Annotated in this window: 12 protein-coding genes; 4 read left to right on the top strand and 8 right to left on the bottom strand. The window is 65.2% G+C overall.

Annotated features, from left to right (window positions below):
• Nucleotides 1-4 precede the first annotated feature (4 nt).
• From ACMGE0_RS01965 to ACMGE0_RS01935, 7 genes are all read right to left on the bottom strand, one after another.
• Nucleotides 5-1,792, bottom strand: a complete 1,788-nt coding sequence (locus ACMGE0_RS01965; protein ID WP_436814175.1) for an adenine deaminase — start codon at nt 1,790-1,792, stop codon at nt 5-7.
• Nucleotides 1,789-2,712 (bottom strand): nucleoside hydrolase, encoded by a 924-nt coding sequence (locus tag ACMGE0_RS01960; RefSeq protein WP_436814174.1) that lies wholly within the window; start codon nt 2,710-2,712, stop codon nt 1,789-1,791. The genes ACMGE0_RS01965 and ACMGE0_RS01960 overlap by 4 nt, the downstream gene beginning before the upstream one ends.
• Before the next feature lie 3 nt (nt 2,713-2,715).
• Entirely contained in the window at nt 2,716-3,753 is a 1,038-nt protein-coding gene (locus ACMGE0_RS01955; RefSeq protein ID WP_436814173.1) for an ABC transporter ATP-binding protein, read from the bottom strand.
• Nucleotides 3,746-4,528, bottom strand: coding sequence for an ABC transporter permease (locus ACMGE0_RS01950; RefSeq protein WP_436814172.1), 783 nt, complete (start codon nt 4,526-4,528; stop codon nt 3,746-3,748). The genes ACMGE0_RS01955 and ACMGE0_RS01950 overlap by 8 nt, the downstream gene beginning before the upstream one ends.
• Nucleotides 4,525-5,367, bottom strand: coding sequence for an ABC transporter permease (locus ACMGE0_RS01945; RefSeq protein WP_436814171.1), 843 nt, complete (start codon nt 5,365-5,367; stop codon nt 4,525-4,527). The genes ACMGE0_RS01950 and ACMGE0_RS01945 overlap by 4 nt, the downstream gene beginning before the upstream one ends.
• A 177-nt stretch (nt 5,368-5,544) precedes the next feature.
• Complete coding sequence (locus ACMGE0_RS01940) at nt 5,545-6,567, bottom strand: ABC transporter substrate-binding protein (RefSeq protein ID WP_436814170.1); 1,023 nt, start codon at nt 6,565-6,567, stop codon at nt 5,545-5,547.
• Nucleotides 6,564-7,649, bottom strand: coding sequence for a LacI family DNA-binding transcriptional regulator (locus ACMGE0_RS01935; RefSeq protein ID WP_436814169.1), 1,086 nt, complete (start codon nt 7,647-7,649; stop codon nt 6,564-6,566). The genes ACMGE0_RS01940 and ACMGE0_RS01935 overlap by 4 nt, the downstream gene beginning before the upstream one ends.
• 155 nt (nt 7,650-7,804) lie before the next feature.
• Between ACMGE0_RS01935 and ACMGE0_RS01930 the strand changes: the two genes are divergently transcribed.
• A complete protein-coding gene (locus tag ACMGE0_RS01930; protein ID WP_436814168.1) occupies nt 7,805-9,232 on the top strand; it encodes an amidase in 1,428 nt (475 codons plus the stop codon).
• A gap of 158 nt (nt 9,233-9,390) precedes the next feature.
• Here ACMGE0_RS01930 and ACMGE0_RS01925 read toward each other — a convergent pair whose 3' ends face one another.
• A complete protein-coding gene (locus ACMGE0_RS01925; protein WP_436814167.1) occupies nt 9,391-10,308 on the bottom strand; it encodes a LysR family transcriptional regulator in 918 nt (305 codons plus the stop codon).
• A gap of 121 nt (nt 10,309-10,429) precedes the next feature.
• Between ACMGE0_RS01925 and ACMGE0_RS01920 the strand changes: the two genes are divergently transcribed.
• The 3 genes from ACMGE0_RS01920 to ACMGE0_RS01910 all read left to right on the top strand — a co-directional run bounded on the left by ACMGE0_RS01920 (nt 10,430) and on the right by ACMGE0_RS01910 (nt 13,936).
• A complete protein-coding gene (locus ACMGE0_RS01920; protein ID WP_436814166.1) occupies nt 10,430-11,611 on the top strand; it encodes an acyl-CoA dehydrogenase in 1,182 nt (393 codons plus the stop codon).
• Between the two features lie 166 nt (nt 11,612-11,777).
• Nucleotides 11,778-12,350: a cupin domain-containing protein gene (locus ACMGE0_RS01915; RefSeq protein ID WP_436814165.1), complete on the top strand. Its 573-nt coding sequence runs from the start codon at nt 11,778-11,780 to the stop codon at nt 12,348-12,350.
• Nucleotides 12,351-12,499: 149 nt separating this feature from the next.
• Nucleotides 12,500-13,936, top strand: a complete 1,437-nt coding sequence (locus ACMGE0_RS01910; protein ID WP_436814164.1) for an NAD-dependent succinate-semialdehyde dehydrogenase — start codon at nt 12,500-12,502, stop codon at nt 13,934-13,936.
• Nucleotides 13,937-13,977 lie beyond the last annotated feature (41 nt).

Here is a 13,977-nt window from a genome sequence, read left to right as displayed (position 1 = left end):
TCACCTATTCGAGAATTTCGAGAATCGGAGATTCCAATAGCCTGCCGGTCGTGACATCGGCAATGCCGCGATCGGTCTGGTGCGGGCCGGGATTGCAGGCGAGCGTCGCACCGAAACAGGCCTTGAAGACGAGATAGGGCGGCTGCCAGTCGACGACGCGGTCCATGGCGGCACGGATGTTGCGGAAGCCCTCGGCCACCTCCTCCATCGGCGCGTCGGAGACGAGGCCGGAGAGCGGCAGCGGCAGGAGCGCTTCGAGCTTGCCGCCGATCGCCACCGCCATGCCGCCGCCGGCTTCGATCACCGCATTGGCTGCAGCCGTCATATCGGCGGGATCGGCACCGAAGACGGTGAGGTTGTGGCTGTCATGGGCGAGCGTGGTGGCGAAGGCGCCTTTCCACTTGCCCCAGCCGGTAAGGAACCCAAGACGGGTGCGGCTGTCGACGCGGCCGTGGCGGTGGGCGACCGCAATCAGGGTCGTTCCCTCCGGGGGTACCACATAGCCGTCGACGACATCCGCATCCGTCTGCCCCCAGTTGGTGAAACGCGGGCGATCGATCGTTGCGAGCCGGACCTTTTTCGCCGTCGCGGGGAGCTTGAAATCCTCGGCCCGCAAAGGCTCGAGCTTGACCGAGCCCCGGAGCGGCGAAGGATCGATGGAACCCGCCCCGACGATCATGCCGCCGTCGCGAGCAACCGGCGTGCCGCTCGCGAGCACATGGCGTGCGCGAAAATCCCTGAGGTCCTCGAAGAGGACGATATCCGCCCGGCGTCCGGCGGAGATCAGGCCGAGATCGGCCCGGCCGATCCGGACGGCGGCATTCAGCGTGGCCGCCTGCAGCGCCCATTCCGGCTTCATGCCGTAGCGCACCAGACGGCGCACCACGTCGTCGAGCCCGCCGCCCTCGACGAGATCGTCCGGGAAGACGTCGTCGGTGCAGAGCGTGACGGTCTGCGGCAGATGGCCGAGCGTGTTGAGCGCCTCGACGAATTCAGGCAGCAGGTGGTCGTGCGAGCCGCGCATCTCGATCGTCAGGCCGGCGCGCAGCTTGGAGAGGAAGTCGGCGGCGGAAACCAGCTCGTGATCGGAGGTGACGCCGGCCGCCATGAAGGCGGCGAGATCGGGGCCTGCAAGGCCGCGCGCATGGCCGCAGACCAGCTTTTCGGATGTCAGCGCCACCTGCACGATCGCGCTCATGCGCGGATCGCGATCGATGACGCCGCGCATGTTCATGACCTCGGCGAGCCCACCGATCTTCGGCCAGAACAGCATTTCCTCGATCGCCGCGGCATCGAAATCCGCGCCTGCTGTTTCCAGGCCCGGCGCGGAAGGCACGCAGGACGGCGCCAGCACGACGGCGCGCAGCGGCAGGGGCTTGACCGCCTCGACCGCCCAGCCCACCCCGTCGATGCCGTGCACGTTGCCGAACTCGTGCGGATCCCAGACCACGGTGGTCACGCCGCGCGGCAGGACCGCGCCTGCGTAGGTTGCGGGCGTCACCATGGAGCTTTCGATATGCATATGCGTGTCGATGAGCCCGGGCGAGATGAAGGCGCCCCTCGCATCGATGACTTGCGAGGCATCGGAACGGCTGCCGGTCTCGTGGACGCTGGCGATCATCGGTCCCACGATGCCGATATCGGCCGGCCTGAACTCCCCCGTCACCATGTCCACCAGCGTGCCGCCGGCAATCAGGATGTCGAAGGGGGCGCCGCCGCGCGCGACCGTGACGGCCCGGTCGCGGAAGGCGGGTTCGGTGAATTCCTGTACGCTTGCGATGATGCTTTTCACCAGCTCGCCTCCGCCCGCAATGTTTCGAGAATGACGGCCTTTGCCTTTTCGGCGTCGATCTCAACGCCATAGGCGGCGTTGAACTCGGCACGGCCGGCGCGCGCCTCGACCACGGTGCGGCCGCGGGTGATCGTCCCGGAAAGCTCGACATCGAGACGCGCATCGCGCCAGGTCACATGCTCCGGATAGGCGAAGGCGACGGCCGCGACCGCATCGTAGAGGGCCATAGCCGGCCGGCCGCGGCTGGTGGCGATCGCCACGAAACCGGCGAGCAGATCGGCCACGAGTTCGGCGTTGCGCCCGCCGGCCGCCCGGACCGGCGCGATGTCGTCGGGTCCGCAGAGAACCTTGCGGCAGAGGTCGAGATCGACCATCCGGAACGGGATCTTGTGGGCAAGCACGATCGCCAGCGCCTCCGGATCGGCGAAGGCGTTGAACTCGGCCGATGCCGTATGGTTGCCGGCCGTCACTCCGCCGCCCATCCAGGTGAGGTCGGTGATCTTCGCGGCAAGGTCGGGCCGCGCAAGAGCGACGGCCGCGATATTGGTGAGAGGCCCGAGCGCCAGAATGCGCCGCTCCCCCTCGCCCTTTTCGAGCCAGGCGCAGAGCGCGTCGAAAGCGTCGTCCTGGAAAGTGTCGGCGGCCTCCGGCAGGCTCACGCCCGCGGTCGGAATGCCGGTCTGGCCGAGCACGTCGGTCGCCGTCTCCAGCCGGCCCAGCACCGGCGCGTCACGCCCCGCATGGATCGGGAACGGCCAGACGAAAGCCGCCGCCGCCCCGGCCGCATTGCGCCGGACGTTGTCCAGCGGCGCGTTGCCGAACACCAGCGAAACGCCGTCGATCGCAAGCCCCGCATGCGCCGCGACCATGATCGCCGCGATGTCGTCGAAGCCCATGTCGGTATCGATCCAGATGCCCATGGCTCAGGCGAACCTCGCAAGCGGCGCGGCCCTTTCGGCCGGCAGGTCGAAGGAAAGGTCGGTACCCAGCGCATGCGCCGGCTGACTTGCCTCCACCTCGGCCTTGATCGGGCCGAAGGGCGTGTCGAGCAGGTATTCCCTGCTATCACCGGCAAAGGATGCGCCGCGCACGGTGCCCCTGAAAGGACCTGCCCCCAGGGTCACCATACGCGGCCGCCAGGCCAGGCCCGCCGCTGAAGGGGCCAGCCTGGAAAGATCGCCCGACAGGTCGATCAAACCATTACCGGTCTTCATCTTCCCCTGTTCGAGCGGAAAGATGTTCTCGAAGCCGACGAAATCGGCGACGAAGGACGATTGCGGCCGGTTGTAAATGTCTTCCGGCGAGCCGATCTGCTCTATCTTGCCGTTCTTCATGACGACAATGCGGTCGGCGAGCGCCAGGGCTTCCGCCTGGTCGTGGGTGACGAAGATCATCGTCACGCCGGTCTCCTTCTGGACGCGCTGCAGTTCGGTGCGCATTTCCAGCCGCAGGCGGGCATCCAGGTTGGAAAGCGGCTCGTCGAGCAGCAGCACCTTCGGCTCCATCACCATGGAACGGGCAAGCGCCACGCGCTGCTGCTGGCCGCCGGAAAGCTCGGCCGGCTTGCGGTTGGCAAAGCTGGAAAGCCCCACCGACTTGATGCCCGACTGCACCCTGGCGTCCAGCTCCGTGCCCCGCATGCCCTTGAGCTTCAGGCCGAAGGCGACGTTCTCGTAGACGGAAAGATGCGGGAAGAGCGCATAGGACTGGAAGACCAGGCCGACGGCGCGCTTGTTGGCCGGCACGCGGGTGATGTCGGCGCCGTCGAGCCGCACATGGCCGCTCTTCACCGGCAGCAGGCCGGCGATGGCGCGCATCGTCGTGGTCTTGCCGCAGCCGGAGGGGCCGAGCAGCGCGATGAGCTCGCCCTTTCGGATGCCGAGGTCGAGGTCGGCGACGGCGACCGTGTCGCCATAGGCGAGCGTCAGCTTTTCGAGCGAGAGGTAGGGCGCATCAGACATAGCGGGAGAATCCGAGGAAACGTTCGGCGGCAAAGACGCTGCCGACGGACAGGAAGGCGAGCAGCGAGGAAAGTGCGGCGACCGACGGATCGAAGACGATCTCCATATAGGCGATCATGTCGATCGGCAGCGTGCGCACGCCGGGCCCCGAGAGGAAGAGCGACACCGGCACCTGGTTGAAGCTGGTGACGAAGCCGAGGATGAAGGCGGAGAGAATGCCGCCGCGGATGTTGGGCATCACCACCCGGAAGAAGGCGCCGAGCCGCGTGGAACCGAGCAGCACCGCCGCCTCCTCGATGTCGGAACGCAGGTTGTCCAGGCTCGCGGAGACGACGCGCACGGCATAGGGCAGCACCAGCGCCGTATGCGCGAGGAACAGCGCCGCCGTGATGCCGACCTGGAAGGGCACGACGATGTAACGCAGCAGCGCCAGGCCGACGATGATACCCGGCACGATGATCGGCGCCGACACGACGGTGCGGACGATTTCCGCACCCGGCAGCTTGTAGCGGGAGAGCGCGTAGGAGGCCGGAATGCCGAGCACCAGCGCCGCCGCCGTGCCGCCAATCGCGAGAAACAGCGACATGCCGAACGAGGCGCGGAAGCTCTCGACCGTGAAGACCTTCAATATCCAGCGCAGCGAAAAGCCCTGCGGCGGGAAATTGAGCGTCTCGCCGGCCGAGAACGAGGCCGCGACGATGATCAGGAACGGCCCGATCAGGAAGGCGAGCACCAGAAAGAGCGTGACGGGGATGAAGAGGCTGCGGGCGCTCATTTCGGGCTCCTCGCCTTGTTCCGCGCGGTGGCGACGCGTTTCAGGAGAATGTTCGCGGCAAAGCTCATGACGATCAGGATGAAGGCGATGACGCTCGCCGAGACGAAATTGTTGGAGACGGAAACCTGCTGGTAGAGCAGCGTTTCCAGCATCAGCACCTTGGAGCCGCCGAGGATGGCGGGCGTGATATAGGCCGTCAGCGAGCCGGTGAAGACCAGCGTCCCGCCGATCACGAGGCCTTCCTTGGTAAGCGGCAGGATGACCTTCCAGAACACCTGGAACCAGTTGGCGCCGAGCACCCGGGCGGCGGAAATGGCGTCCTTCGGCATGTTTTCGAGCGCCGAGATCAGCGAAATGATCATCAGCGGCAGGAAGAGCTGCAACAGGCCGATGAAGATCGCCGTTTCGGAAAACAGAATCCGTAGCGGCGCCTCGGTGATGCCGAGGAACTGAAACGCCTCGTTGACGATGCCGGTCCGCCCGAGGATGACGATCCAGGCATAGGTGCGGGCCACCGGCGAGATCATCAGCGGCAGCACGACGAGGCCGGTCATCTTGCCCTTCATGCCGGGCTCCAGGCTGACGATCGCAAACGCCGCCGCATACCCGATGACGGCCGAGGCGACCGTCACCAGCGCCCCGAGCTTCAGCGTGCGCAGGAAGACGGTGCGGTTCAGCGAATTGGAGAAGAAATCCGTATAGGCGGAGATCGTCCAGCCCCCGGCGGACCCGCGGAAACCGTCGGAGAGCAGGATCACCACCGGCACGAGGAAGACCGCCGCGGCAAACAGCGCGGCGGGCAACGCAAGTGCAAGCGCTTCGGCCCTGTTTTGGAACATTGGTGGTTGTCTCCGATAGTGTGGTGCCGTGTGGCCCCCTCACCCGGCCTCCGCTTTGCTCGGCCACCCTCTCCCCGAGGGGAGAGGAGGATCGGCGACGCTGCGGCAACTTCCCTTCTCCCCAGCGGGGAGAAGGTGCCGGCAGGCGGATGAGGGGGCTACAGTTTCAGTTCGAGCTTACTGCCCCACCGCCTCGTTCCAGCTCTTCACCCAGCCGGCGCGGTTGTCGAGCGAGACCGCGGACGGGATGAGCTTGAGGCTCTTCGCCGTTTCCTCGCCATAGGTGAGGTTGTTGGCGATCTCGTCGGAGAGCTTGACCTCCCTGTTGGCCGGGCTGTCCACCAGCTTTTCGGCAAGCTTGGTCTGCACTTCGGTCGAGAGCCAGAAATCCATGAACTGCAGCGCCAGGTCCTGGTTCTTCGAACCCTTGGTGACGATCATGACGTTCATGCCGCCCGTCTGGCCTTCCTTCGGAGTCGCCCAGGCGACCGGCAGGCCGAGCTTGGTGAAGGGCGCCCAGGTGAAGCGGCCGATCGGCGCCGCCCAGATTTCCTCCTGCTGCATGAGCTGCACGAGCTGCGAGGATTTTTCGTAGAAGGTGACGATCTCGTCCTTCTTTTCGCCGACCGCTTCGATCGCCGCCTTCAGGTCCGGCGTGTCCTTGCCGAGCGCCTGGCCGAGCATGTAGAGCGCCGGCGGGCCCTGGTTGGTGGTAACGTTCGGCCAGGCGATGTGGCTGGCATATTCCGGCTTCAAAAGATCGGCCCAGGACTCGATCTTCATCTTGTCGGAACGGTAGGCGATCGAGGTGGCGTAGAAGGTGTAGCCGACGCTCATGCCGTCGCCGTTCGGGTCCTTCGCCACGTCGTAGAGCTTGTCGAAATTGGAGAGCTTCGAGGTGTCGAGCTTGTCGATCAGGCCGGCGCGGGAGGCTGCCAGCGCATCGGCCATGGAGACGACGGCCATGTCGACCACCGGATTGGCCTTGTTGGCCTCCATCTTGGCCAGGCGCTCGACGCTGTTGCCGGTCTCGACCACAAGCTTGCAGCCGCAGATCTTCTCGAAGGGAGAATAGACGATCTCCTTGTATTCGTCCTGGGCGAGCGCATAGACGGAAATCGTCAGCGTCTTTTCCTGCGCATACGCTGCGCCCATGCTGAGCATCAGGGCGGCGCCCGATGCGAGAATGACCTTCTTCATGTTTTGTGCTCTCCTGCTGTCGGCTTGATTGAGGGTTGGGCATGCGAACTGGGAGCGCCGCCAGAGCAAGGGGCACCCGTTGACTGGCGGATGACGAGCTGCATCGGCACCCGGTCCGTCTCGGACGTGGCCTTGCCGGCCGAAGCCTCCTCCGCCTCGTCCTCGGGTTCGATCGCGCGGATCAGCGCCGCGATGGCAAGATCGGCGATGGCCGCCATGTCCATGCGCACGGTGGTGAGTGCCGGCGTGACGACCGGCGACCAGATGAGATCGTCGAACCCGCTGACGCTGACTTTTTCCGGCACGCCGATCCCGGCGCGCTGCAATTCGGTCAGCGCCCGCAGTGCGGAAAGATCGGAAACCGCCGCAAAGGCGGTGAACCCCGCTTCGGCCTTTTCCGCAAGGCCGAGCGGACAACCTTCGCCGCGGGCGGCCTCGACCTTCTCGATCCACAGCGTGTCGCACTCGACGCCGGCGCCGAGACCGACTTTCAGCCCGCCGATGCGGTCGTTCTGCACGTTGGAAGAAGGGCTGGTGCCGATCAGCAGAACCTTGCGGTGGCCGAGTACTGCGAGATGCCGTCCCATCTGCGCCCCGCCGTCCCAATGGTCGGCGGAAACGGTATTGCCGGGCGTGGACGGCGTATCGATGACGGCGACGGGACAGCCGACGTCGGCGATCCGCGTGCCGCGCCGGGGCACGATGACCATGCCGTCGACGCCGCGTTCCAGAAGCCGCCCGATCGCTTCCGTCTGCCTGGCGACATCACCGCGGGAGTCGGCGATCAGCACGCCGTAGCCGGCATTCGACGCGGCATTCTCGATCGCCTGGGCGATCTGCGGAAAGAGCGGGTTGGCGATATCCGGCAATACGAGGCCGAGCACGCCGGTGCGGCCGGTGCGCAGTGCCCGGGCCGTGAGGCTCGGCACGTAACCGAGTTCCGCCGCCTTCGCCCGCACCCTCTCGATCAGCTCCGGCGACACCCGCCCTTTTCCGGACAGCGCATTGGATACGGTCGCAGCCGACACGCCGAGGGCGGCGGCGATCGCGCTCATGTTCGGTCCGGAACGGAGTATGGCCATGGCATGCTCTGATTAAACGTTTAAGCACGCATACTTTGATCAAAACGCTTTGTCGAGTATTTTGTAACCGCCAGGTGACAGATATCCCCACATCCTGCCTTGACTCTCGCCGCGCCGCCAGTCGAAATCCCCGGCGGACAGGGAGAAACAGAGCAATGCAGGACGACGAGATCACCGGACTTTCCGCCATCGCCCTTTCGGCGGCGATCCACGAGAAGCGGATCTCCTGCACCGGCGTCATGCAAGCCTATCTGGCGCGGATCGAAAGCTTCAACCCGACGGTCAACGCCATCGTCAGCCTGCGTGATGCGGACGAGCTTCTGGCGGAAGCGGCCGTCTGCGACGCCGAACTCGCATCCGGCAAATCCCGCGGCTGGATGCATGGGCTTCCGATCGCCATCAAGGACCTCTGCGAGGTGAAGGGCATCCGCTGCACCTACGGCTCGCCGCTCTTTGCCGATTTCGTGCCCGACAAGGACGAGGTCATGGTCGCTCGCGTCCGCGCGGCGGGCGCGATCGTCATCGGCAAGACCAACACGCCGGAACAAGGGCTCGGCTCCCAGAGCTACAACCCGGTCCACGGCACGACAAAAAACCCTTATGATCTTTCGAAGACCGCCGGCGGATCGAGCGGCGGCGCGGCCGCGGCGCTGGCGGCGCATCTTTTGCCGATCGCCGACGGCAGCGACATGATGGGATCGCTGCGCAACCCCGCCGCCTTCAACAACGTCGTCGGCTTCCGGCCGAGCCCGGGCCGCGTTCCGACGGCTCTGAAGCCCGAACTCTTCGTCAGCCGCCTTTCCGTGCTCGGACCGATGGGCCGCACGGTCCGCGATGCCGCCGCGCTGTTTGCCACGCAGGCCGGCCACGACCCCCGCGACCCGATGTCCCTGCCGACCGAGGACCTGACGCCACGGGAAGGCCGTGATTTTTCCGGCGCCCGCATCGCCTGGCTCGGCGATCTCGGCGGCTATCTGCCCTTCGAACCCGGCGTGCTGGAGCTTTGCCGTTCGGCACTGCCCGTCTTCGAGCGGATCGGCTGCAAGGTCGAAGAGACGGTGCCGGAATTCGACATGGCGGACGTCTGGCGCGCCTGGACGACGCTCAGAAGCTGGCTCACCGCCAACGCCATGCGCGACGCCTATGACGATCCGGCAAAGCGGGCGCAGGTGAAGCCGGACATCATCTGGGAGATCGAGCGGGGTCTCGACATGACGGCCCGTGAGGTGCACTTCGCCTCGAAGCGCCGCAGCGCCTGGTATCAACATGTGCTGACGCTGTTCGAGCGCTACGATTACCTGATCCTGCCGTCGGCCCAGGTCTTCCCCTTCGACGCGACGACGCATTGGCCGAAGGAAATCGCCGGCCGCAGGATGGACACCTACCACCGCTGGATGGAAGTGGTGATCGGCCCCTCGATGGCCGGCCTGCCGGTCGCCGCCATGCCGGCCGGCTTCAACGACCGGGGCCTGCCGAACGGCATCCAGATCATCGGCCGGCCGCAGGCCGACAAGGCGGTGCTGGAACTGGCGCTGGCCTATGAGGCGGCGACGGACTGGCTGGATAAGAGGCCGAAGCTCTAGCCGATGCGGCAAACTCCCTTCTCCCCCCTTGCGGGGGAGATGTCAGCAGAGCTGACAGAGGGGGTGCTACCCAAACCCAATGCTGGAGAGTGTAGAACCACCCCCTCTGTCGCCTCCGGCGACATCTCCCCCGCAAGGGGGAAGAAGGGAGCGTGTGGCTACCACCCGACAACCTCTTCCCGGTACCGTCCGACCTCCTCCAGCAGCCAGGCCCGGAAGGCCGCCACCGGCCGGAAGCCCGTCTTGCTCATCGGCGCCACCGCATAATAAGAGCTTGGGCTCCTGACCTGATGCGGAAAGGCCTCCACCAGCTGGCCGCTCGCCAGTTCCGAGTCGATCAGGAAGAGCGGCATCAGCGCGACGCCCAAACCGGCGATGCAGGCCTGCGCCACGCTGCCGAACTGCTCGAAGCGCATGCCCTGCGACGGCGTGCCGGTGATCCCGAGGCTTTCGAACCAGTGCGCCCAGGCGCCGGGCCGCGACGCCATGTGCAGGAGCGGCAGCCGCAGCAGGTCCTCGCCCTTCCCGATCGGATGCGACTTCAAAAAGGCCGGCGACGAGACCGGCGCCACCATTTCCTCCATCAGGAAAGTGCATTCCGCGCCCGGCCAGTCCGGTTGGCCGACATGGATCGCCATGTCGAGGCCGTCGCGGTCGAAATCGAAGATGCCGATGCGGGTCGCGAAATTCAGCGTGATCTCCGGATGCCGGACGACGAATTTCGGGATGCGCGGCATCAGCCAGCGCGTGCCGAAGGTCGGCAGGATCGCGAGGTTCAGCTGATCGTTATGCCGTTTGGTCATGGCGGCGAGCGAGGCCGAACGGATCTGCGCAAGCGCGGCAGCGACCGCCTTGGCATAATCCGCACCGGCGGCCGTCAGCACGACGCCGCGGCTGGTGCGGTCGAAAAGCGGAATGCCCAACTGCTCTTCGAGGCCGGAAACCTGCCGGCTGATCGCCCCTTGCGTCAGCGACAGCTCTTCGGCGGCAGCGGAAAAACTTCCGAGCCTGGCAACGGAATCGAAGGCCGCGAGCGCCGAGGTGGAAGGGAGAAATTTTCGCGAGAGGCTGACCATGCGCTATTACTATAGATCATGGCGGGATGAGTAAACGGTGCTTGCTCCTGCGCATCGGCTGGCGATAATCCTTCAGACTTCAAATTGCCGAACTTCAACCGCCAAAACTCTCATCGGAGGAATGACCTTGGCTTTTTCCTGGAACGACCCCTTCCTGCTCGACGATCAGCTGACCGAAGACGAGCGGATGATCCGCGATGCCGCCGCCGCCTTCGCCAAGTCCGAACTCCTGCCGCGCGTCCAGGAAGCCTATCTCGACGAAACGACCGAGCCGGAACTCTTCCGCTTGATGGGCCAGACCGGTCTCCTCGGCGTGACGCTGCCGGAGGAATACGGCGCCGCCAACGCTTCCTACGTCGCATACGGCCTCGTCGCCCGCGAGATCGAGCGCATCGACTCGGGTTACCGTTCGATGATGAGCGTGCAGTCCTCGCTGGTCATCTATCCGATCTATGCCTATGGCTCCGACGAGCAGAGACAAAAATACCTGCCCGGCCTCGTCTCCGGCGAGCTCATCGGCTGCTTCGGCCTTACGGAGCCGGATGCGGGCTCCGACCCGGGCGGCATGAAGACCCGCGCCGAGAAGATCGAGGGCGGTTATCGCCTGCGCGGCTCCAAGATGTGGATTTCCAACGCGCCGATCGCCGACGTCTTCGTCGTCTGGGCGAAGTCGGAGGCCCATAACAACGAGATCCGCGGTTTCGTGCTGGAAAAGGGCATGAAGGGTCTTTCCGCGCCGAAGATCGGCGGCAAGCTGTCGCTGCGCGCCTCGATCACCGGCGAGATCGTGCTCGACGGCGTCGAAGTCTCCGAGGATGCGCTGCTGCCGGGCGTCTCGGGCCTCAAAGGTCCGTTCGGCTGCCTGAACCGCGCCCGCTACGGCATTTCCTGGGGCGTCATGGGTGCGGCGGAAGACTGCTGGTTCCGCGCCCGTCAATACGGTCTTGACAGAAAACAGTTCGGCAAGCCGCTCGCCGGCATGCAGCTCTACCAGAAGAAGCTCGCCGACATGATGACCGAGATCACGCTCGGCCTGCAGGGCTCCTTGCGCGTCGGCCGGCTGATGGACGAGCACCGGATGGCGCCGGAAATGATCTCCATCGTCAAGCGCAACAACTGCGGCAAGGCGCTGGATATCGCCCGCCAGGCCCGCGACATGCACGGCGGCAACGGCATCCAGATCGAGTTCCATGTCATGCGCCACGCGCAGAACCTGGAAACGGTCAACACCTACGAGGGCACGCATGACGTCCACGCGCTGATCCTCGGCCGCGCCCAGACCGGCATCCAGGCGTTTTTCTGAGGTTTATTGTCGTTTAGACGGCGTGGAAGGTGAGCGGAGCAAGCTCCGCTCACCTTCCACGCCGTTTTTCGTCATTGGCCAAATTTCCGCCTTCGGTGTATCACTGAGTGGAACCGCTCCATCGGGCGGTGAGGATAGGAAAAGGTCGATTCGAAGAATGCACGCCATGGAGAAGACGGCGGATGACGCCGATGGCGGTTTCAACGTCGGTGAACGGCTTCGCCTGGTGCGGCACCAGCACGGTCTTTCGCAGCGGGCGCTGGCGATGAAGGCGGGAGTGACCCACTCGCTCGTTTCGCTGATCGAGAAGAACAAGGTGAGCCCCTCGGTCGCCTCGCTGAAAAAGATCCTCGAGGCGATCTCCTATCCGATGACCGATTTCTTCGCCCTGACGCTGCCGCCGGTCGACCAGATATTCTACCGCGCCGACGAGCTGACGCCGCTTTCGACCGGCGCGCTGACGCTTCTTCAGGTGGGCGACGCCAAATCCCACAACGTCCAGATCTTCCATGAATTCTACGAACCCGGCGCCGATACCGGCGAGACCATGCTGAGCCACGAGGCGGAGGAAGGCGGCGTGGTCGTCGCCGGCGAGCTGGAACTCACCGTCGGCGGCCAGACGCGCATCCTCAGGCGCGGCGACGCTTTCCTGTTCGACAGCCGCCTGCCGCACCGCTACCGCAATATCGGCACCGAGCGCTGCGAAGTGGTCAGCGCCTGCACTCCGCCTTATCTTTGATGATCTTTAATGCACAGAAATTGCTTTAATAGCGGCTGCGCCGTTGATTGTCGGCGGCAATTATCCTAACTCAGCTACCGGAATTCTCCGCACCTTTGCGGGCGGCTCAGGCCCCGCTTCCCTGCACTTTTAGAACGAAAGTGGACATCATGCAGACCTATCCCGACGTCAAGCTTTTCATCAACGGCGAGTGGCGCGATGCCCTCGGCGGCGAGACCTTGCCCGTGGTCGATCCGGCGACCGAAGAGGTGATCGGCAAGATCGCCCATGCCCGCAAGGCGGATCTCGACCTGGCGCTGGAGGCGGCCGACAAGGGCTTCAGGATCTGGCGCGACACGGCCGCCTTCGAGCGTTCGAAAGTGATGCGCAAGGCCGCCGACCTCATGCGCTCCCGCGCGGATGCGATCGCCTACATGATGACCCGCGAACAGGGCAAGCCGCTCGCCCAGTCGAAGATGGAGGTCATGGGCGCGGCCGACACGATCGACTGGTTCGCCGAAGAGGCCCGCCGCACCTACGGCCAGATCATCCCGGCCCGCTTCGGCGGCGTGCAGCAGATGGCGATCAAGATGCCGGTCGGCCCGGTTGCCGCCTTCACGCCCTGGAACTTTCCGATCAACCAGATCGTCCGCAAGCTTTCGGCAGCACTTGCCACCGGCTGCTCGATCATCGTCAAGGCGCCCGAGGAAACCCCGGCCTCGCCGGCGGAATTGATCCGCGCGTTCGCCGATGCGGGCGTCCCGGCCGGCGTCGTCAACCTCGTCTACGGCATTCCGGCCGAAGTGTCCGAATATCTCATCCCGCATCCGGTCATCCGCAAGATCTCGTTCACCGGCTCCACCCCGGTCGGCAAGCATCTGGCAGCACTTGCCGGCAAGCACATGAAGCGCGCCACGATGGAGCTCGGCGGCCATGCGCCGGTGATGATCTTCGACGACGCCGATCTGGAAAAGGCGATCGAGGTGACCGCTGCCGCGAAGTTCCGCAATGCCGGCCAGGTCTGCGTCGCCCCGACCCGCTTCCTCGTGCAGGACGGCATTGCCGACAAGTTCACCGCCGGCTTCGTCAAGGCCGCGCAGGCGATCAAGGTCGGCAACGGCCTCGAAGAGGGCGTCGGCATGGGTCCGCTCGCCAACGACCGCCGCATTCCGGCCATGGAAGACATGATCCACGATGCCGTGGGCAACGGCGCCGAGCTGAAGACCGGTGGCAAGCGCATCGGCAACAAGGGCTACTTCTTCGAGCCAACCGTGCTCTCCGACGTGCCGACCTCGGCCAAGGTGATGAACGACGAGCCCTTCGGCCCGCTTGCCATCATCAACCGTTTCTCGCATTTCGACGACGCGATTGCCGAAGCCAACCGCCTGCCCTTCGGCCTCGCATCCTACGCCTTCACGAGTTCGGTGAAGACCGCGCACGCGCTCGGCCGCCAGGTGGAAGCCGGCATGCTGACCATCAACCACAACGGTTTGGCGCTGCCGGAAGTCCCATTCGGCGGCATCAAGGACAGCGGCTACGGCACGGAAGGCGGCTCGGAAGCGACCGAAGCCTATCTGGAAACCCGCTTCGTCAGCCAGATGAGCTGATGCTCGAATTGACTGCTTGAAATGGAAAGGGCAGCGGTTCG

It is taken from the genome of Neorhizobium descurainiae (assembly GCF_051400715.1).
In the GTDB taxonomy this organism is placed as follows: domain Bacteria; phylum Pseudomonadota; class Alphaproteobacteria; order Rhizobiales; family Rhizobiaceae; genus Neorhizobium.
The sequence above is the reverse complement of the archived record's forward strand: the minus strand, read 5'-3'. Positions and strand labels throughout refer to the sequence as shown.